The 20,079-nt window shown below is 45.1% G+C and carries 20 protein-coding genes; 13 read left to right on the forward strand and 7 right to left on the reverse strand.

Translation table 11 applies throughout. The features are described from left to right. The first annotated feature begins 378 nt into the window (after window positions 1-378). From MVI27_RS03720 to MVI27_RS03755, 8 genes are all read left to right on the forward strand, one after another. Window positions 379-1,236 (forward strand): helix-turn-helix domain-containing protein, encoded by an 858-nt coding sequence (locus MVI27_RS03720; RefSeq protein ID WP_246959350.1) that lies wholly within the window; start codon window positions 379-381, stop codon window positions 1,234-1,236. A gap of 140 nt (window positions 1,237-1,376) precedes the next feature. Next, window positions 1,377-1,916 (forward strand): hypothetical protein, encoded by a 540-nt coding sequence (locus MVI27_RS03725; RefSeq protein ID WP_246959351.1) that lies wholly within the window; start codon window positions 1,377-1,379, stop codon window positions 1,914-1,916. Between the two features lie 39 nt (window positions 1,917-1,955). Continuing rightward, window positions 1,956-2,738, forward strand: a complete 783-nt coding sequence (locus MVI27_RS03730; RefSeq protein ID WP_246959352.1) for a fimbrial biogenesis chaperone — start codon at window positions 1,956-1,958, stop codon at window positions 2,736-2,738. Further along, window positions 2,731-3,723 (forward strand): hypothetical protein, encoded by a 993-nt coding sequence (locus MVI27_RS03735; RefSeq protein WP_246959353.1) that lies wholly within the window; start codon window positions 2,731-2,733, stop codon window positions 3,721-3,723. Before MVI27_RS03730 ends, MVI27_RS03735 begins: the two co-directional genes overlap by 8 nt. Before the next feature lie 341 nt (window positions 3,724-4,064). Beyond that, window positions 4,065-6,503 (forward strand): hypothetical protein, encoded by a 2,439-nt coding sequence (locus tag MVI27_RS03740; RefSeq protein WP_246959354.1) that lies wholly within the window; start codon window positions 4,065-4,067, stop codon window positions 6,501-6,503. 439 nt (window positions 6,504-6,942) lie between these two features. After that, complete coding sequence (locus MVI27_RS03745) at window positions 6,943-7,497, forward strand: hypothetical protein (RefSeq protein WP_246959355.1); 555 nt, start codon at window positions 6,943-6,945, stop codon at window positions 7,495-7,497. 110 nt (window positions 7,498-7,607) lie between these two features. Further along, window positions 7,608-8,027 carry a SufE family protein gene (locus MVI27_RS03750; protein WP_246959356.1) on the forward strand — a complete coding sequence of 140 codons (420 nt, stop codon included), beginning with the start codon at window positions 7,608-7,610 and terminating at the stop codon, window positions 8,025-8,027. Continuing rightward, window positions 8,024-8,992: a glycosyltransferase family 9 protein gene (locus MVI27_RS03755; RefSeq protein ID WP_323134555.1), complete on the forward strand. Its 969-nt coding sequence runs from the start codon at window positions 8,024-8,026 to the stop codon at window positions 8,990-8,992. Before MVI27_RS03750 ends, MVI27_RS03755 begins: the two co-directional genes overlap by 4 nt. A 146-nt stretch (window positions 8,993-9,138) precedes the next feature. Here the strand turns inward: MVI27_RS03755 and MVI27_RS03760 are convergent, their stop codons facing one another. From MVI27_RS03760 to MVI27_RS03775, 4 genes are read right to left on the reverse strand one after another with little or no spacing between them, the layout of a single operon-like run. Beyond that, window positions 9,139-10,221 (reverse strand): mannose-1-phosphate guanylyltransferase, encoded by a 1,083-nt coding sequence (locus tag MVI27_RS03760; RefSeq protein ID WP_246959795.1) that lies wholly within the window; start codon window positions 10,219-10,221, stop codon window positions 9,139-9,141. A gap of 12 nt (window positions 10,222-10,233) precedes the next feature. Further along, window positions 10,234-10,830: a SprT-like domain-containing protein gene (locus MVI27_RS03765; RefSeq protein WP_246959357.1), complete on the reverse strand. Its 597-nt coding sequence runs from the start codon at window positions 10,828-10,830 to the stop codon at window positions 10,234-10,236. Between the two features lie 43 nt (window positions 10,831-10,873). Beyond that, window positions 10,874-12,208, reverse strand: coding sequence for a TolC family protein (locus MVI27_RS03770; protein ID WP_246959358.1), 1,335 nt, complete (start codon window positions 12,206-12,208; stop codon window positions 10,874-10,876). A 41-nt stretch (window positions 12,209-12,249) separates the two neighbouring features. After that, entirely contained in the window at window positions 12,250-12,642 is a 393-nt protein-coding gene (locus MVI27_RS03775; RefSeq protein ID WP_246959359.1) for a hypothetical protein, read from the reverse strand. Window positions 12,643-12,689: 47 nt separating this feature from the next. Here MVI27_RS03775 and MVI27_RS11940 point away from each other — a divergent pair, with 47 nt between their 5' ends. Next, on the forward strand, window positions 12,690-12,926 hold the full coding sequence (locus tag MVI27_RS11940) for a DUF4160 domain-containing protein (RefSeq protein WP_416346211.1): 237 nt from the start codon (window positions 12,690-12,692) through the stop codon (window positions 12,924-12,926). Next, window positions 12,904-13,140: a DUF2442 domain-containing protein gene (locus MVI27_RS03780; protein ID WP_246959360.1), complete on the forward strand. Its 237-nt coding sequence runs from the start codon at window positions 12,904-12,906 to the stop codon at window positions 13,138-13,140. The genes MVI27_RS11940 and MVI27_RS03780 overlap by 23 nt, the downstream gene beginning before the upstream one ends. Before the next feature lie 50 nt (window positions 13,141-13,190). Here the strand turns inward: MVI27_RS03780 and MVI27_RS03785 are convergent, their stop codons facing one another. Beyond that, complete coding sequence (locus MVI27_RS03785; protein WP_246959361.1) at window positions 13,191-14,594, reverse strand: nucleoside recognition domain-containing protein; 1,404 nt, start codon at window positions 14,592-14,594, stop codon at window positions 13,191-13,193. Window positions 14,595-14,786: 192 nt separating this feature from the next. Here MVI27_RS03785 and MVI27_RS03790 point away from each other — a divergent pair, with 192 nt between their 5' ends. After that, window positions 14,787-14,987: a hypothetical protein gene (locus tag MVI27_RS03790; protein WP_246959362.1), complete on the forward strand. Its 201-nt coding sequence runs from the start codon at window positions 14,787-14,789 to the stop codon at window positions 14,985-14,987. 69 nt (window positions 14,988-15,056) lie between these two features. Next, window positions 15,057-16,016 (forward strand): helix-turn-helix transcriptional regulator, encoded by a 960-nt coding sequence (locus MVI27_RS03795; RefSeq protein WP_246959363.1) that lies wholly within the window; start codon window positions 15,057-15,059, stop codon window positions 16,014-16,016. A gap of 9 nt (window positions 16,017-16,025) precedes the next feature. On the opposite strand, the gene MVI27_RS03800 is transcribed toward MVI27_RS03795, so the two are convergent. Continuing rightward, window positions 16,026-17,126, reverse strand: coding sequence for a glycosyltransferase (locus MVI27_RS03800; protein ID WP_246959364.1), 1,101 nt, complete (start codon window positions 17,124-17,126; stop codon window positions 16,026-16,028). Continuing rightward, on the reverse strand, window positions 17,123-17,416 hold the full coding sequence (locus MVI27_RS03805) for a hypothetical protein (protein WP_323134556.1): 294 nt from the start codon (window positions 17,414-17,416) through the stop codon (window positions 17,123-17,125). Before MVI27_RS03805 ends, MVI27_RS03800 begins: the two co-directional genes overlap by 4 nt. 97 nt (window positions 17,417-17,513) lie before the next feature. On the opposite strand from MVI27_RS03805, the gene MVI27_RS03810 reads away from it, so the two are divergent. Beyond that, the gene (locus tag MVI27_RS03810; protein WP_246959365.1) at window positions 17,514-20,036 is read left to right on the forward strand and encodes an ATP-dependent Clp protease ATP-binding subunit; all 2,523 of its coding nucleotides are present in this window, start codon (window positions 17,514-17,516) and stop codon (window positions 20,034-20,036) included. Window positions 20,037-20,079 lie beyond the last annotated feature (43 nt).

Raw genomic sequence — 20,079 nt, forward strand, 5'->3', positions numbered from 1 at the left:
AAAAGAAACCAAAGGTACTAAATTTTAAAATTTATCGCAGGGCTACGGAAGGGGTCAGAATGAAAATCCAGTTTCATCTCATAAAACTAATCTTACACCTCTCCGCAACACAGGATGTAACTGCATGCGCACCGTAGTATGTTCGAAAAGAAGAGCCGAGAATAACAGCTTCGCTCTATTATATAATGGGCGAATCCATTATCAGGATCAGTTGGCATGTACCTGTGCTAATTTGGCAGATGCATCTTATATTTTTATAAATAATGCAGTTTATATTCTATTTATCTTGAATTTGGTAGTTTTACTGAATTTACTTAATCCTACTATAAATTAACAGAATACCGCAAACGCCAAAAGACACATATCGAAATTACACTGATGAAGAATTTATATCCTGAATTACTGACCCAGCTCATCGAGGTTTTTACTCTGGATGAACTGCTAACCAATTATCCTGAACTATTAAGCGAAAGGCAAGTGCCGATGCACTGCGTGATCTGGTCGGGCAACGAACCTTTCTGGCATGAAGCAGCTGGATCAAAACATTTATATGGCGCCAATACGTTTATATGCGTGGCACCGGATGTAACGCAACGGTTTCTTAAGCAGGACAATACTGCCGCGCAGGTTATTTTATTCAGTACTGAATTCTTCGGCAGAAGTTTTGCTGAAATCACCCTGCTGGAAAGTGACTGTCTTTTTTCTGCTACTACAGCTTGCAGTTTTCAAAACTCGATTTGTAATGCTGAAACATTTACAGCTGTGTTTATGAAAGACCTGCAAAACATTTATTCACCTGACGTTAAAGAACATCATTACCTCATTGCACATAACATACTGGAACGCATACTGCTGGAAGGTTTCCAAAATGATCTGAATGAAATTAATCCGCACAATTATCACCACACCATCGTTCTGCGATTTAAAAAGTTAATTAATCAACATTTGCACGAAAAAAGGAACACCAGTTTTTATGCGGAAAAGCTAAATATTACCCGACGCGCCCTGGATCGGTCTACACAGATAGTATATAGAAAAAGCGCTAAAGAATTTGTGCTGGACAACCTGACGACACGCGCCAAGTCCTTAATCCTAAACAGCGATCTGAGCATCAAGGAAATTGCTAATTCCCTTGGCTTCGCACAGGAGTCTAACTTCAGCGCTTTTTTTAAAACGCATGTCGGAACAGCGCCAACAGCCTACCGTAGCATTGCTCAATCGCCTGCTCTCATATAATCTTATATCAAATAATCACTTAGGAGTTTCACACTTTGGTTTTACCAATATAAATCAGTCCTTGTTTATTGTTTAAATTGTAATATCACGGTTTTTTCTTACTATATTTGAGTACGGCAAACCGCTACATGATACTACATATGAGAAATATTATTTTGACCCTCGCGGTGATAGCGACCGCCAGTATCACACATGGACAAACTACCGATGCAGAAGTCACTCTTAACATCAAACTGCACCCTGTGCAGACCATTGTTGTAAATCCGGCTCAGAAAGAAGTTAATTTGGAATACCGAACAAAGGAGGACTACAAAAACGGAGTTACTGCAGAACAAAAGGATCATTTAACGATATTCAGCACCGGATCCTTCGGTGTGAAGGTGCACACGGCTTCAGATAAAGTTACCAGTACCAATGCTCCGAACTACAATATAGAGAGCAGCAGCATCAGTATTATGCCGACACCGGGCTCTAACCAGTTGGAAGGAGCTTCTCTTTTTGCTGTTGCTTTGTCTTCCGAACCGCAAAACATTATCTCCAATGGCAGCGGGAGCGGCAACAAAAACTTCAACATCAGTTATGGGGGCGGAAAAGCAAATGAGTATATGGATAAATACTTTAAAGGAGGGGGTCCCACAGAATACTCAACGAATGTAACTTACACGTTGGAAGCACAATAATAATTAGCGATCTTTGCCATCTCATTACAATACAGAAGGATGACCAAATTTCGACTAATTCTATTTTTCAGCCTCACATGGTATTACATTTTCGGCCAATCCGGGATTTCAGTGACGCCGCCGCGCACCTATTTTACGTTAGGGGCCGGCGAAAGCGACATTAAAACGATTTCCGTTACCAATGTTTCTGCTTCAGCCCGGCTGGACCTGAGTGTTTCTTTTAATGACTGGAAGTACGATGATAACGGCAATAATGTAGTAAGCAATGCCAACACACTTGCTACGAGCAGTGCTGACTGGCTGCAGGTCTCGAAGCAAACATTCAGCCTGGATCCGGGAGAGTCGTACGATCTTCAGCTACGCATGTCAGTCCCCTCCACTCTTAACGCTGAGCCGGTGCACACTGCCATGATGTATATTACGCAGACCAATCCTTCCGATGGCGTGAATGACCGCGGAGCTTCGATCAAGATAGCGGTAAGAACAGGCGTTAAAATATACCAGCGGCTTCCATCAGCACGCAATGCGAATATTGAGTTTTTGGACTACAAACGCGAAAGCAACAAACTACTGATGAAGCTGGAAAACACGGGTAATATCTGGGCAGAAGGAACGATAACTACTGATTTACTCAATACCGCTACCGGAAAGAAGATTAAGGCGGCCGATATTATATTTTACACGATGCCCGGTGACCGCCGGAACCTGCAGCTGGAGTTACCTGCAGATTTGGAAAAAGGAAATTATGTAGCTACCAGCATTGTCGATTATGAATCTTCCGGGGCTGTGAAGATTGCAGAATTAGAGTTTGGTTATGATTAAGAAGTCTATAAGCTTATTGCTGACACTGCTCTGCTGCTTCGCTTTAGCCCAAGTACGGATTAACGCTTTTGGGAATTGGATCCCGATCAGTCACCCCACCGGTGGCACTGCAACCGATCCCGGCATCTCTGTACAATTTCATTTGGATAGTCCTGACGAAATTGCGTGGTCACTCTCCAGCCGTATAACCAGCGCTATCACGAACGGAACAAAAGAATTTCCACCTCAAAAAATAAGTCTGAAAATAAAAAACATCACCATGAATAATCCTGGTGACCTGGCAAGCATCAGTGCCACCCAGCTTGGCGCGAGATCAGATGCACTGCTCCAGAATTTCAGTGAGCAATTTTTGATAGAGCGTTCTCCATATCGTCTTAAAACCCGATACTACGCACAGTTTACCATCGATTATGAATTGCGCATCGAGGGCGGGGGATATCTGAATGATTACAAATCATGGCAGAATTACCAGGTACCCCTCACTTTTACCTTTTATAATCAAAATGGGAACATACTCTCATCTTCCAGCATAATAATGGCGATGCAAATTCATCCAGGAACCAATTACGGCCCGTCTACGCCCGAACCGGTATATGCCTTAAAAATAAATCCCGCTGCCACCATTGCACTGCTTGAATTTAACAGCAAAGAACAGTATGCCCAGGGCACTCACTCCCTGTACAGAAAAGGCATTACTGTTTCCTCCAATACAGGTTTTGAAATACAGGTACGCGCACTGACCCCTGTACTCGAACACGAATCCGGCTTGCAGCAATTACCGCTGGGCACGGTCGGGATACAAATTAATGGAGGCCTTCGCTTGCCATTATCTGCGGAAGCACAGACCCTTTATTCGTCCGGCACTTCTGCACAAAATCAGGATTTTGATTTGAAATACAGCACGAAGGCTGCAGATGAAAAAATTTTTAACGCGCGTCCGGGCAACTATTCTACTACCCTGACTTACACGCTGATTCCAAAGTAATGTTTCATATCCGGCACAGGCTTCCACACTTCTGCCTTGTCCTGCTCATTTTTACAGCTCACACAATAAATGCTCAGCTGACGGAAAGCTCTGTTCGTATCAGCGCTTCGTCAACTCTTGCTACAGAGAGCGGCTCCGTCAGCTCTTTACTTATAACTGTAGAAAACCACACGCAAAACGTATTCACCGGGACCGCTAGTATTATTGTTCCGGAAGGATTTTCTCTTGTATCCCATCAAAATGTTTCGGTTCAGTTGGAACCTGGTAAAAAGTACTTTTTTAATGCACGGATTTTACCGCAAAAAGCCCGACCTGTCAGCAATCTATCCATCGAACTTTTTTTGCGAGATAAAAAAGGCCTGCTCGTCAGTAAACAATCTGTTACCATATCTGTAGCAGCGAAAAAACAATTATCTGTAACGCCTGTGCATCCGGAAATTTTTGTGCGGGCACCGGGAGATTCTATTACGTACGAAATAAAACTAATTAACGGAGGCAACGAAACTGAAAACATAATTCTCGTCAGTACTTTCCCAAAACTGCCTGGCTACACAAGCGAAGTTAAAAAAAATGTTTCTGTAGAGCCTTTCACGGAAAAAACCGTTTCATTTACCAGAACTGCTACCAGAGAACTACTGTCACTGGGCCAATTTAATATTAATACTGCAGCCTTAGACCCCAATGGTGAATTCAGAGGAAATGTGTTTGTTTCAGTTCACAATACCGACGGCTCGCGCCGTTATGCACCACCTGGTTACCAGCCTTTTTTGTATGGTATGCGGAGCCCCAATCACGTTTCCTTACACTATAATGACATTCTCAATCAGAATCCGGGTCTCATATTCACAGCTCACCATAAAATTCCTGTTTCTCAAGGAAACCTGGAAGGAAATTTAAACTACACGCATTACAGGAGCGCATATTCTTCCGATATCTTAAATGACACCTGGCTGAGTTATACCAGGAATGGCTCAGGAATTTTACTTGGCAGCTTTTCCGAAGCCGATATTGATATGAGTTTCACCGGACAGGGGATTAAATTATTTCGTGAAAAATCCACCGGTTGGCAAGGTAGTATTGGCGTGGTACAGCGAGGATACAATCTCCTTGATTTTAATAACCCTTTCTTCACAGGTTGGGCAGCCTTTGCCAAAGGCTCTCTGCTCGTTGATAATAAAATCCTCAAAAGCAGCCTGGCAGCAGACCAGGATTACACCGGTCAAAAGTTTTTGTGGAACAACAGCTATCAACTAAGATCTGGCTTTGACAATAATATGAACATAAGCGCAGGGGGCAGTTATATCATGAGCAGTGATCATAGCCGAAGTGCATACGGCGGGGCGCTGGGCTTCACAGCAAATGGTAAACTTGGCCGTACATACACCTACAGCAGCAATAACTACTTCAGCAGCCCTTATTATGCAGGGTACCGACGCGGCTCCCTCGTGTTAGAAGAACGATTAAACCGGCAGTTTGGTGAAGTTACGGCATTTGCAGGATTCAGCTTGTACAGAAACCGTCCGCACGATCTTTCGCTTTTTAATCTGAGAAACGAAAGCACGACGCTGCGTGCCAGTATTGGCACTTCTTTCAAACTCAGTGATCAACTCTCGGCATCCGTTTCACCTTCTTTCAGCAGAGAAAGCTCAAATTATTACAATCAGGGAGAAACGGTAGGGATTACCGGCGCTTATATTACCGAAAGTTTTAACTGGCGCAGCAGGTCTTATAAGCATGTGATTTCATTAACATTGGCAGAAGGCCTATTCAGCAGGTCAGGCGACGACACAACTTTATATTTTCAGAGTCAGCTAGGGTATAATTTTAAAAATTTCCATCTGAATGCCACTTGGCAGCACGGTAGTATGTTTATCAGCGATCTTCTGCTGGCTTATAACCGAAAAGCGCCGGTAGAAAAAACAAGCTTTACAGCTTCTTACAGAAAAGACATTCTGAAAGACAGACTTTTCGTAGCCGCCAATGGCATATGGAACAAAGACTCCTTTTATGGAGATAATTACGCTGTTGCCCTACAGGCGGAATGGATGCCGGTGCGAAATCTCACCTGGACTGCCGGAGCCAACCTGAACTTCCATTCAAATAATAATTACACTTTTCGGCAAAACTACATTCAGACCGGAGTGCGCTATAATCTACCCACCGCTTCCCCCGATCATACGATTCAAAAAGGAAATTTGAATCTTTTCCTTTTCTATGATTACAACAGCAACGGTATATTTGATAAAGGAGATGAAATTGCACACGACCGGCAGGTTAAAATCAATAATGCAACGCTTACCACTTTGTCAAACGGCACGATTAATTACCGCGGCGTACCTTACGGCTCCTATGCCCTTACTTTTCCGGGCCAGCGCTGGTACGCACCAGAGAGGCAAATTCAGGTTGCAGTCAAAAAAACCGAGGCACAAATTCCACTTCAGCGCACCGGGCGGGCTAAAACACAATTCATTTTTGATCCCAACTATGACGCGCGGATCAGTTTTGAAGTACAGGCAAACCTGGAGGGATTCGAATTGATTTTTGAACATGAGAGTGGTACGCGCTTTAAATACCGATCAGACAGCAATGGCTCCTTGAACGCTTTTCTGCCGGTAGGAATCTACCAGGTTTTATTAAATACAGAATCCCTGCCCGCCCACGTATATGTGAAAGATCATTTTAACAAAATCAGGATAACAGCGGATCAACTTACGGAGCTGCCCACCGTAATTTTATATATTAAGGAAAAGAAAGTGGAAATAAAACGGTTTGGCAACTAACCACAAGCAGTAATTTGCAGTATTTAATCGTTTGTTTAAAATCCAATTTTTAGGCTCGAGAACCTGTCAATCTTCATGTGGCGACAAAGCGTATTCAATTTTGACAAAATGTGCTATTTACTGGATTTAAGAGTTTTAAATCACCGCCCTCCAGTGCAGAAACCACCATTTAACCAGATAACCAAATGCCTTTTTATAAACCATAAACCATTATCTTTTTATTATTATTAATAAATGTTGCAACCTGTGTCCATTTATTCCTTTTATAATTTTTATTACTATATAATTGGAATATTAGCTTAATTTAAAATAACAATTAAAGTATTGTTAATTTTAATAGGTGTTTTGTGTTTTTTAATAATTGTTTCCTGATTGCTTCTTTCTATCTTTGCCACGTCAAAAAACGGCATACACAACAGACAAAAAATAAATACACGTAATGAAAAAAATCAGCCTTTTATTTACCCTTGCTTTTTTAGCTTTTTCTGCTAGCCTATTTGGCCAAGTAACTCCTTCTACCTTACAAGCGCCGTCCGTTAGTGACCAGGTCACCTTAAACGTTAAACTGAACGCAATTCAAACTTTGGTAGTTAAAAATAATCAGAAGAATATTACTTTAGAATATAAAACAAAAAAACATTATCAAGATGGTGTAAAATCCGAAAATAAGGATCACCTTACTGTGTACAGCACAGGTGGATTTCAGTTAATGGTAGAAAGTAGCAATTCAGAATTTAACGATTTGGGTGTACGCCTTATTGCTACCAAAGGAACGACAGATGGGCTAGAAAATTTTCGTGACAAAGACATTCTCGTAAGCACCCTTAATGATGCAGCCAAGAAAACGTTGTACACAGCGGCTTATGGAAAAAATGATTCATCAATTAATGTCACCTACGCCGGTAAAGGCAATAATGCGTATTTCACAAAGCTGGGAACAGAGCAGAGCAAAACTTTCACCACTACTTTAACTTATACACTTACCCCACAATAATAGCATCTTATTATAACATTCAAAGCTGCCCTTTTCACAAGAGCAGCTTTTTATTTTCACTGGAACGCTCCCCTCACAATTTCCTATCTTTGCACCAAAGAAACAGCGCAATGACGATACAGGAAAAACAGCAGGAAATTGTGGAGGCTTTTGACTTTATGGATGACTGGGAGCAGAAATACGAATATATTATCGACCTCGGAAAAGAGCTGGAAGGTTTGCCCGAGGATAAGAAAACCGAGACCAACCTGATCAAAGGCTGCCAGTCCAAAGTATGGCTGGACGCAAGTTTCAATGACGGTAAACTCTATTTCAAGGCAGATTCCGACGGTATTTTGCCGAAAGGAATTATTTCCCTGCTGGTCAGTATTTACAGCGGCCACACTACCCAGGAAATCCTGGATTCTGATTTTCAGTTTATCGAGCAAATTGGCTTGCAGGAATTCCTGTCGCCGTCGCGCGCCAACGGCTTGATGGCGATGACCAAACAACTGAAGTTTTACGCCGTCGCGTTCCAGCTGAAATCGTGAAGCGCATTCTCGCATACCGCTTTTCGGCGTTTGGCGATGTCGCCATGACGGTGCCGGTGTTCCGGGAGTTCCTGGAACAAAATCCCGACGCGGAAATCGTAATGGTTTCGCGCCGGAATTTTGCAGATTTATTTAATGGCATTCCGCGGCTGACCTTTAAAGGAATTGATTTTGAGGAATACAAAGGTTTCTGGGGCCTGCGCAAGCTCGGGCGCCTGCTCGTGAAAGAATTTCAGCCAGATTATATCGCGGACCTGCACGATGTGATCCGCGCCAAAACTTTGGATCTTTTTTTTCAGAAAAACGGCTTTCCGGTTTATAAAATTAATAAAGGCAAGAAGGACAAGGAAACGCTGACCAATATTTGCCACCTCGATAAGCAGCCACTCAAACGTACTACCGAACGCTACGCCGATGTCTTCCGGGCCATGGGCTTTCCGCTGGTGTTATCGCACCAATTGCGCTCGCGACCGGGTAAAGAAGGAATCGGCGTGGCACCGTTTGCGCAGCACAAAGGCAAAATGCTGCCACTGGAAAAAACCTATGAACTCGTGCGGAGGCTGGCAGCGCAATATCCTATTTATCTTTTCGGTGGCGGCAAAGCAGAAACCGAGGTGTTGAACAGCTGGCAGCAGCAACTGCCGAATACCGAAAGCCTGGCCGGCAAACTCAGCCTGAAAGAAGAACTGGAAAAAATTGCGGGACTGGAACTCATGATTTCCATGGACTCAGCGAATATGCACCTGGCGAGTTTAATGGGTACCCGCTGTATCTCCGTCTGGGGTTCCACACATCCTTTTGCCGGCTTCCTGGGCTACGGACAAAACGAGGAAGATGTGGTCCAGGTAAAAGACCTCAGCTGCCGGCCGTGCTCGGTTTTTGGCGACCGGCCGTGTTACCGCGGCGACTGGGCCTGCCTGGAAGAGCTGAACATTCAGCAGATCCTGGACAGGGTTTATATGTAAAGTTTAAAAAAAATCCATCAGAATCGCGGCTGCCTCCCTCAATAGCCGCGATGGAAATGGCATCCCCGCAGGAGCGCCTCAGCGCGACGAAGGGATATAATGGACAGCGCGACGCCGCTCGAAAGGAAGCACTCACCTTCCTGCTCCTATAAAAATTTATCGCCTTTCTTCAGGGTTTTCAAATCCTGCACGTAATCTTTGATAAGCTGGTCATTATCGCGCGGGCAAATCAGCAAGGCTTTATCGGTATCCACGATGATGTAGTTCTTCAGCCCATCGATGACTGCGGCCTTATTTTTATTTTTAAGGTTGATGATGTTTCCTTTTGCGTTATACGTCAGCACATGGCGGGATTTGACGGCATTTTTGGAATCGTCTTTTGCCGCATTTTCGTACACGGAAGTCCAGGTGCCCAGATCGCTCCAGCCAATATCAGCGGGGATTACAAACACGTTCTGCGCTTTTTCCAGGATTCCGTTATCGATGGAAATTTTATTTACCTTAGGATAAATCAAATCAATGCACCCCTGTTCGCGCTCGCTATTATATTCGCAGGCAGCGAAATCCTGAGACATTTCGGGCAGATATTCCGCAAAGGCAGAAAGGATGGACTGCACGTTCCAGATAAAAATGCCGGCGTTCCAGAGGAAATCGCCACTTTCCAGAAAAGTCCGTGCAATTTCGAGGCTCGGTTTTTCGGTAAAGGTGATGACTTTATAATACTGCGAATCGCCCTGATCCAGATACTGAATGTAGCCATAGCCGGTTTCGGGACGTGTCGGCTGAATCCCGAGCGTGACGAGATAGTCATTTTCCTGCACAAGGTTAAACGCCAGGGCAACCTTTTCCAGAAATAAATCTTCTTTCAGAATGAGATGGTCTGCCGGCAGCACGACGATATTTGCCTTGGGGTCGCGTGCGGCAATTTTCTGCGCCATATAGATGTTGCAGGCAGCCGTGTTCTTCATCATCGGTTCGCCCACAATGTTGTCCACCGAAAGATCCGGCAGTTGCTGCTGGGTAAGCGCGATATACTCGCGGTTGGTGATCACGTATATGTTTTCCGGCGGCACAATCCGGCTGATGCGGTCGTAAGTCTGCTGAATCATCGTGCTCCCGGTACCGAGAATGTCCTGAAACTGCTTGGGATATTTCTGAGTGCTCATGGGCCAGAAACGGCTGCCGATGCCGCCCGCCATAATAATGCAGTAGTTATTGCTATGCGCCATAGTCAAAGTAAATCATGAAATTTTTTCCACGCGGGCAATGGCCTTGAAAATATACTTGCGGCCGGTTTTCGCATGCACACAAAGATAGTTTTTTTTCCGCTTCTCTTCTATCTGATATGCCTCATTCCGGTAGAGGAAACGGTCTGTTACCAGCAGGTCACCCACATACAATGTTTCATCAGCCGGCTCCCGCACATCGAAATAGCGAACCAAATCGGGACTGGCAGTGAAACTGGCTTTGGGCGCGGCAGCAAATCGCTTAATAATGGGTTGCAACTCCTCTTCATACAAGCTCAGGCTTTCCAGCAGCATCTCCCGAAAAATCTGTTTCCATTCTTTGCCGTGGGGCATAATTCGTAAACCGTAGCGGTCAAACGCAATGAGGTGCGCCAGCTCGTGGGTGAGCACAAAGAAAAACAGTTGCGGCGGCAGGGTACCATTGATGGTAATCCGGTGCTCGTTCTTCCCGAGCTTGCGGTAATCACCGAGTTTGGTCGCACGCTCGCGGGTTAGTTTCAGATGAATATGATGCGCGCCAAACCATTTTTTCAGGTATGCCAGGCATTCGGTGTCTGCCGGAAGAAAAGGCTGCAGGGCAATAATAGACATGCCACAAAATTAGGGATTTAGCTTCTTGTCATGCAAGAATATTTTATAGGGACAACGGAATTCCGGCGTAGAAATTCAGGAGCTTGAGGCTGAAGAGGTAATTGTATTTGGCCTGCGCTACACTGCCCTGGGCATTGGCATAGCTGTTTCTTGCATTGTTTAAATCGTACACAGTGCTGCGACCGGCATTGAAACTTTTCTCAGCAAAATCGAGCGCCAGTTTGGTGCTTTTCTCCGCTTCTGCGGCGGCCAGCCAGGCTTCGTAATTACTTTCGGCATCAAACTGGGCGCGCTGTACATTCTGCAATACTTCTTGCTTTTGCTGTGCCAGGGAAGTATGGGCGATTTCTTCATTGATTTTAGACTGTTCCACGTTCAGCCGCGTAATGCCTTTGTTGAAAATCGGGATATTGGCAGAAAGCCCCAATTGCTGTCCGAAGCTGTCTTTATACTGATTAAAAAAGCTGGCCTGCTGAATGGTGTTCCCGTTCATATCCTTACCAGGATTGAAGAGGTAGAAATAGGAACTGCCAAAACCTGCGGTCGCAGAAACGGTGGGCCAGAACGCGGTTTCATTAACTTCTGTCTGTGCTTCGGCGGCGGTGATGCGGCTTTCGGCTGCTTTAATTTGTGGCTGGTTTTGCAGCGCAGTATCGAGGATGCCCGTCGCGGTGTACAGCGGTGCGGTCGGATCTTCCTGCACGGGAACTTCCGCCACATCGAAGTCTTTGTAATCGGTGAGTTGCAGCAGCATGGCCAGCGCGAAAAGACTGCGGTCCGTATTAATCCGCGCGGTGCTCACATTTTGTTTCTCGCGGGCACGCGCAGCGGTAGCTTCTGCCAGCACGGTTTGTGCGGTGGTGCCCACTTCGGTGGTGATTTTTGCGCGGTCGTAGGTACGCTCGGCATTTTCGAGGGCACTCTCGGCAATGCGTGTAATTTCGCGGTTAAGTAAAATGTTCAGATACTGCTGGGCAATTTGTAAGGAAATATCGTCTTTGATGCGTTGCACATCGTACTCGCTCGCCTGCACTTCAGCTTCACTTCGACGGATATTTTTTTCGAGACGGCCGTTGTTGAACACCAGGATATCTGCGCCCACATTGGCATTGTTGCTAAAGTTATCCGAACGGACGAAAGTGCCGGCGTTACCCGTTCCGAAACTTGCATTGTTGCCAATGGTTCCTGATACGGACGGAAGATACTGCCGCTTAGCCACTTCCAGTGCGTTTTCCTGCGCGGACTTATTTAAAGAACTCTGGACTACCTGCAGATTGTTTTGCACGGCATAATTCACGCATTCCTGCAGGGTCCACTTCTTTTGGGAAAAGACAGCAGCAGAAACGAGGCTCAGCAACAGGACAGCAGATTTTTTCATGTGGGGAGTTTAGGGAATAAGACGAAGAATTTTTGCGGATGTTACAACTGTGCACTTAATTCCCCAATTCTCGCTACAATGGGCAAGGAAAAAATACCGCTCACCTGCAGATACTTTTCATAAAAGGTTTTGGCCTTCAAAGCGTAATCTGCATTTGCATTTTCTTTATTTTTAAAATAGAACAAATGCCCCAGCAGTTCGTAGTAAGGAATATGATGACTGCTGTCTTTTGCTTCAATAAGCTGAATAACCTCTTCAGCCGGCATCGCTGCCAGTTCCTCAAAGGTCATTTTGAACGTATCATTCATATTGGTTTCAAAGATACGCTGTTGCTCTTCCGGCAGTTCGCCTTCATTCTTCTCCAGAAGTTTCATCGTCAGAAATTCGGAAAACTGTTTTACAATGCGGATAATGTAGTCTTTGTCGTGGATCATACGTTCAATATTTTTTAAAGAGTGGAAAATTAAGTATATTTGAATTAATGCCAACAGTACTTTTATACAATGGATTCCGGTTCTTCTCTTACAGCAATGACCACTTGCCGATACATTTTCACGTAGAGAAACAGTCAGCAGTTGCCAAGTTTAACCTGGTTCCGGTAGAATTGATTAAAAGCAGTAAATTTTCCGCGAAACAACTGAAGGAAATACGTTTAATCATTGAGGCACATCTGCCTTTGTTAATTGCTAAATGGAATGAATACTTTACTCATCAATAAATCAAATAAAGCATCATCAGTTGCCTTCGAAAATGACATGATGCGCATTGAACTAGAAGACGGCCGTATTTTATTAGTTCCGCTCGAGTGGTTTCCCAAACTGAGAAATGCTTCCGTTTCTCAGCTTGAAAAGTGGCGCTTTATCGGCGAAGGTGAAGGCATCCATTGGGAGGAACTTGATGAAGATATTCTGGTCGAAAACCTTATCAATTAATTTGCGCTATGGTGTCATTCGTATTAATTCGCGCCATTCGCGTAAAAAAACTACGCAAAGAAAATATACGCCAGCACCACCGATGTAATAATTCCCACCAGATCTGCCAGCAGCATCGCCGTAACCGTATATCGGGTATTTTTAATTCCTACGGCACCGAAATATACAGCAATCACATAAAAAGTAGTGTCCGAACTTCCCTGCAACACCGCCGCAAGTCTGCCCTGGAAACTGTCGGCACCGAAAGTCTGCATGGTGTCCACCATCATCCCACGGGCACCGGACCCGGAAAGGGGTTTGATGAGCGCCGTGGGTAAACCATCAACAAAACGCGTATCAAAACCAACCACATACGCTACCCATTTCATCCCATCGATCAGCACATCAAAAACACCGGAAGTTCTCAGTAAGGAAATGGCAATCAGCATTCCGACGAGGTACGGAATAATTTTCACGCAGGTCCAGAAACCTTCTTTCGCACCGTCGATGAACGCATCAAAAACATTAATTTTTTTATAAATACCACCCAGTACAATTGCGAAGAAAATCAGCAGAATTATACCGTTGCTCAGCAGCATACTGAAACTATCCAACCCTTCTTTGCTCAGGCTGACAAGATAAACCACCAGTAGTGCAACAATCGCTGAAATGCCGCCTACGTACGCAAGTACGATAGGCTGCAGCAAATTGATTTTCTGATACAGCGAAACGATAATCATGGCCGCCAGTGTCGCCGCAAACGTTGCAATCATGCACGGCAGGAAAATATCGGTGGGGGTTTCTGAACCCATCGAAGCGCGGATCGCGATAATCGAAACCGGAATTAAAGTTAGTCCGCCGGCGTGCAGGCACAGGAACATAATCTGCGAATTACTGGCGCGCTCTTTATCAGGATTTAAGGTTTGTAAACTTTCCATCGCTTTAAGTCCGAAGGGAGTTGCCGCATTATCAAGCCCCAGCAGATTTGCCGAAAAATTCAGCAGCATGTGCCCGAAGGAGGGGTGGTTTTTCGGAATTTCAGGAAACAGCCGCGAAAAGAAAGGCTGAATCATTCTCGATAATAAGTTGATGCCGCCTGCTTTTTCAGCAATGCTCATAAAACCCATAAACAACGTCATAATACCAATCAGACCGAGGCAGATTTTTACGGCAGTTTCAGATGTCCCGATAACCCCGTCCGTTTCCTGAATACGGTACACCTGCACGGTGGAATTTGCAGAATCGGTGCGGTAATGGATTCGGTGTTCCTCCGCATTTTGCTGGGTTTGCAAAGATTGCTGAATCCCCGGTGAGAGTTCTGTGAACGGCTGAGTCGCAATTTGTACCGTGTCGCCGCTCTTGCCCACTACCATATCATTGTAAATGGCTTTGTAATGGCCTGAAAAAACATACTTCAGGCTGGCCACCAAAATGGCCAAAATAATGAATGCACTCCAAATCCTGCTAAGAACCATATCCGATAAATTTGCCGTAAAAGTAAATAAATTTCAAGTTCCTGCTGATTTAGGCCCAGTTACCTTTTCATCCGGTATTTCCAACATCAATTGTACAATATTGTACAGCGGCTGCGCCTAAAATTATCTTAGTTTAGATTTCCTTAAAAATTGATGGCAATACTTTTATATTAATTTAAAGAAATCCAGATCATGCCGGCATATCTGCAAAGCGTAACTTTCAGACAAACAGCCAACCTCTTAGCGACGGGAATGTGGACAGAAATCATTGTGAGCAGCAGCACCCGGAAAGATTACGCAACGCGAAGTGCAAACTTCTTTCATACAAAACACGGCGATCGAACTGCCGGTACAGAAACGCCGTTACCTGATTTTAAAATTATAAAAGTGTAAAAACCAATTCCGCCAAACAGACACCTCCTGTCCGTTTGAGTGATTAGGTTTGTCTTAAAGATATAAACAATGGCTAAAAAAGAACAAATGCTCCGGCTGCAGTATATTGAAGATTTTCTGCGCAGAAGAAAAGACCGGGGCGCAAATTATGAAGAAATTGAAGCGTACCTGCAGGAAAAGTTTGAAGAAAAAGATTTACTGCCGCAGTTGAATTTTACCAAACGGACTTTCAGCCGGGACAAAGACACCATTCTTGAAGTCTCCGGCATTGAAATTTCTTTTTGCCGCCGGCGGAAAGCCTATTATATTGAAAATGAAGAATTGGCAGTACATCGGGAAAGCGTCTTCGATAATCTCCTGCTGGTACAGGCGTATCGGGAAGCGAAGAGCGACAGCAATATCATGCTGTTTGAGCAGCGCATTTCGCGCGGACTGGATTTGCTGAATGGACTGATTCACGCCATTAAACATTCAAAAATAATCACCTTCACTTACCGGAATTTCTGGAAAGATGAACCGCAACATCGCGTCATGAAACCGGTGGCACTAAAGGAGTTTCGCCAGCGCTGGTATTTGCTGGCAAGTGAAAAGCGGGCAGGTGGTGAGGAAATGCCGCTCCGCACGTTCGGGTTGGATCGCATGTCTGACCTCGAGATTTCCGGCAGTTCCTTTGCGCCGTTGGCGATAAATGTGGACGAATTGTTTAAAGATGCCTTTGGGATTATCGCACCGAACACCGACGAGCCGGCAACTGCGGTCAGGCTTTGGTTTGATGAACATCAGGCGAAGTATATTAAAGCACTGCCGCTGCATCATTCGCAAAAAGTAGTTGCTGAAACGGAAACCGGTGTAGTCTTTGAAATGTTCCTTGCGCCCACGTATGATTTCCGGCAGGAGATTTTATCCTTTGGCACGCGCTGCCAGGTACTTTCGCCGCCAAACCTGATTATCCAAATTAAGCAGGAAATTGAAAAGATGACGCAGATGTACGAGCACACCCCCGAAGTAGCTTTGGCCGCCGAGGACTAATAATTCTTTTTACTTAAAGTTTTCTGCCTGCACGCGTGCGAACAATTGCAGTAGTCGGGCTTCATCCTGTTCCCAGCAATATTCCTCCGCCGCTGCATTAAGCGCCTTCTGGTAGAATTGCCGGCCATTGGCAAGCACAGTCCGGATTTTGGCGGCAATTTCCGCGGGTTCGTGGCTTTCTGTCATTTCCCCTACTCTGAAGCGGTTATAAATTCGTTTCATTTCCGGGAAATTAATGAGCACCAGCGGCACTCGCGCCTGGATGCAGTCCCCCACTTTATTTGGCAGTGAATACAGATAGCTGACGCCACCATTTTCTTCCAGGCTAATGGCTGCATCTGCCGTGGCAGTTACTTTCCTTAAATCCTCCGGCAGTAATTTACCCAGGAAAATAACTTTATCAGTCAGGTTTTCCTGCCGCACCAGATTTTCATATTCTTTACGCTTCGGGCCGTCGCCGGCTATTTTGAAAATAACGTCATTGAGCTCTTTCATGGCCAGAACCGTTTGCGGAATCCCGCGCGACTGATTAATGGCGCCCTGATACAACAAGATTTTAGGATCATTTACAGGAAGCTGTCGCGGCGCGGGCAGTTTGCGCGGAATATTGCGGATGACGACCGGATCCACCTGATACTTTTGTCGGAACCATTCAGCGTAGCTTTCACTTTCCGTCATCATATACGGCAGCCTGGGCAGCAGTTTGTTTTCCAGCCAGCGCCAGATTTTCTGGGTAAATCTTCCCTGCAGTGCGGGCATTTCAGTATAAATTTCGTGGCTATCGAAAACCAGTGGAATCTGTAGTTTTTTGGCAACCAGAACATTGGGCCACAAGGCATCCAGATCATTGGCCAGCAGGATGGTATTTTTATCCGCCTTTTGTTTTAAAAGCTGATACAATTTCCAGTTGAATTCCGGATAGGCGGTCTTTAAAGAAGTGGCGCGGTGCTGAATTCTTGTAAAAGGATAAGGCCGCTGCATCGGTGCGGCACCACCCCAGTCATTACCAATAAGTTCTATCTGGTAGCCATTGTTATAAAGTGTCTGGCAAACTTTTTCAATTCGCTGATCAGTCGCCAGGCTGCTGAAGGCGGAAACTAATACTTTCATTTAGTACGGCCCAGCTTAAACAATTGATACAGCTGAATTCCGCAAAGAATTCCGTTCGGAATGATGACCGGCCACAAATAGCCGGAAAATACGCCATAGATAACAAATAAAACACAACCTAAAAGGTTCACGATCCGGATCTGGCGAATATCCCTCAGCGCAAAGCTGAGAACGATAAAAAAAGAAGCCGCATAGCCGGCAATATCGACAATCTCCGGAGTCATTATTTTAAAATGTTGGGACACAAACCTAAACATTTTCAATGAGATGGAGAAACTTTTTTCTGCCATATCGTCCTGATTTGTCTTTGGTAAAGTATTTGTAACTTTGAGTAAGCCGGGAAATTACACCGTCCCGCCAATTAATTTAAAGACGAGAAACAATAATATGGATCACCAATTTTCCAATGGTTTGGACCAGGTTTTCAAACAAAGTAAAAATGAAGCCCGCCGCCTGCACAGCGAGTTCCTGAATACGGAACATTTCCTGCTTGGAATGATCAAGACTGAGAATTCTGCGCGCGAAATGATGAGCAGCCTTGGTGCGGACCTTACCCAGATAAAACGAAAAATAGAAACCATGTCGCTCACCGGCGTTAATCCTTATACCGGCGCCAGTGACAGAATTTCTTTTACAAAGATGGCCGATCAGGCCGTGAAACGTTCAGAGCTGGAGTGCCGCCAGTATCAGGGCAGTGAGATTAATACGGTACACCTGCTGCTGGGAATTCTGTATAAAACGGAAGACCCTGTTACCAGTATCCTGGGTTCCTACGACATCGATTATGAGAGCATTTCCAAAGAGTATCAGAAGATTATGAAAAGCTCCGGCGAAACGCCCAAAATGAGTGCTTATGACGATGATGATGAACGCGAAGAATACGGACAGATGAGAAAGCCTACCGGCAGCCTCGGCAGTGGCAAAAGCAAAACACCCACACTCGATAACTTTGGACGTGACCTGACAGCACTTGCTCGCGACGGCAAACTGGATCCGGTTATCGGGCGTGAAAAAGAAATCGAAAGAGTTTCCCAGATTCTCTCCCGCCGCAAAAAGAACAATCCTTTGCTGATCGGTGAGCCGGGCGTAGGTAAATCTGCTATTGCAGAAGGTCTGGCCTTGCGCATTCAGCAGAAAAAAGTATCGCGTGTGTTATATGGCAAACGTGTGATTACGCTTGATTTGGCCAGCCTTGTTGCAGGAACCAAATATCGTGGCCAGTTCGAAGAGCGCATGAAGGCGATCATGACGGAACTGGAAAAGAACCGCGACGTTATTCTTTTTATTGATGAGTTGCACACCATCGTGGGTGCCGGATCTTCTACCGGAAGCCTGGATGCCAGCAATATGTTCAAACCTGCCCTGGCGCGCGGAGAAATCCAATGCATCGGTGCAACTACTTTGGACGAATACCGTCAGTACATTGAGAAAGATGGCGCACTGGAACGTCGTTTCCAGAAGGTAATGGTAGAACCTACAACAGTAGAAGAAACCGTGCAGATCCTGAATCAGATTAAGGATAAATACGAAGACCACCATAATGTAACCTACACGGACGAAGCGATTCTGGCGTGTGTGAACTTAACTTCACGGTATATCACCGATCGTTTCCTGCCGGACAAAGCCATCGATGCAATGGATGAGGCAGGTTCCCGCGTGTACATTAAAAACATGAAAGTGCCGACTGAAATCATCGAGTTCGAAAAGAACATCGAAGAGATTAAGGAGCAAAAGCAGCGTGCTGTGAAAAAACAGGATTACCTGGAAGCTCGCAAGCTCAAGGATGAAGAAGAGCGTCTGCAAATGGAACTTACCCTGGCGCAGGAAGCCTGGGATAAAGATGTGAAGGAGAAAAAAGAAACCGTTACCGAAGAAAACGTAGCGGAAGTTGTTTCGATGATGAGCGGAATTCCGGTGACAAAAGTCGGTAAGAACGAACTCGATAAACTGTCACAAATGGACACTATGCTGAATGGCAAGGTGATTGGCCAGCAGGACGCAGTGAAAAAAGTGGTGAAAGCCATCCAAAGAAACCGCGCCGGCTTGAAAGATCCGAACCGCCCGATTGGAACGTTTATTTTCCTGGGGACTACCGGTGTTGGTAAAACCGAGTTAGCGAAAGTAATGGCGCGCGAACTGTTCGATTCCGATGAAGCCCTCATCCGTATTGACATGAGTGAATACATGGAAAAATTCGCTGTTTCCCGACTGGTCGGAGCGCCTCCGGGATATGTGGGATATGAAGAAGGCGGACAATTAACCGAAGCTGTACGCAGAAAACCATACGCGGTGGTACTGCTCGACGAGATTGAAAAAGCACACCCGGATGTATTTAATATCCTGCTGCAGGTTCTGGATGAAGGTTTTGTAACTGATTCACTGGGCCGAAAAATCGATTTCAGAAATACTATTATTATCCTGACCTCCAATATCGGTACGCGCGACCTGAAAGATTTCGGAGACGGCGTTGGATTCGGCACCACGGCAAGACAAAGTTCTACCGATGCACGTGCGCGCAGCACGATTGAAAACGCGTTGAAGAAAGCTTTTGCACCGGAGTTCCTGAACAGGATTGATGACATTGTCATCTTTAATAATCTGGAAAAAGAAGATATTGCTAAGATCATCGACCTGGAGCTTAACAAGCTCTATAAGCGACTGGAAAAGCTGAACTATAAAGTGGAGCTTACTGATGAAGCCAAGGAGTTCCTGGCAGAAAAAGGCTGGGATAAAGATTTTGGCGCACGACCGCTAAAACGTGCAATTCAAAAATATATAGAAGACCTGCTGGCTGAGATGTTAATTAATAAACATTTGACCGAAGGGGAAACGGTAACATTGAAGCTGAATGATGCCAAGGATGCGCTGGAAGGTATGAAGCAGGCAGAAAAAACTGCTGCAGAATCTTAAATTAAAATTATTTCACACAATAAATCCCGGTCGTAGCAACGAC

This window comes from Chryseobacterium salipaludis (genome assembly GCF_022968825.1).
GTDB classification, from domain to species: Bacteria; Bacteroidota; Bacteroidia; order Flavobacteriales; family Weeksellaceae; genus Kaistella; species Kaistella salipaludis.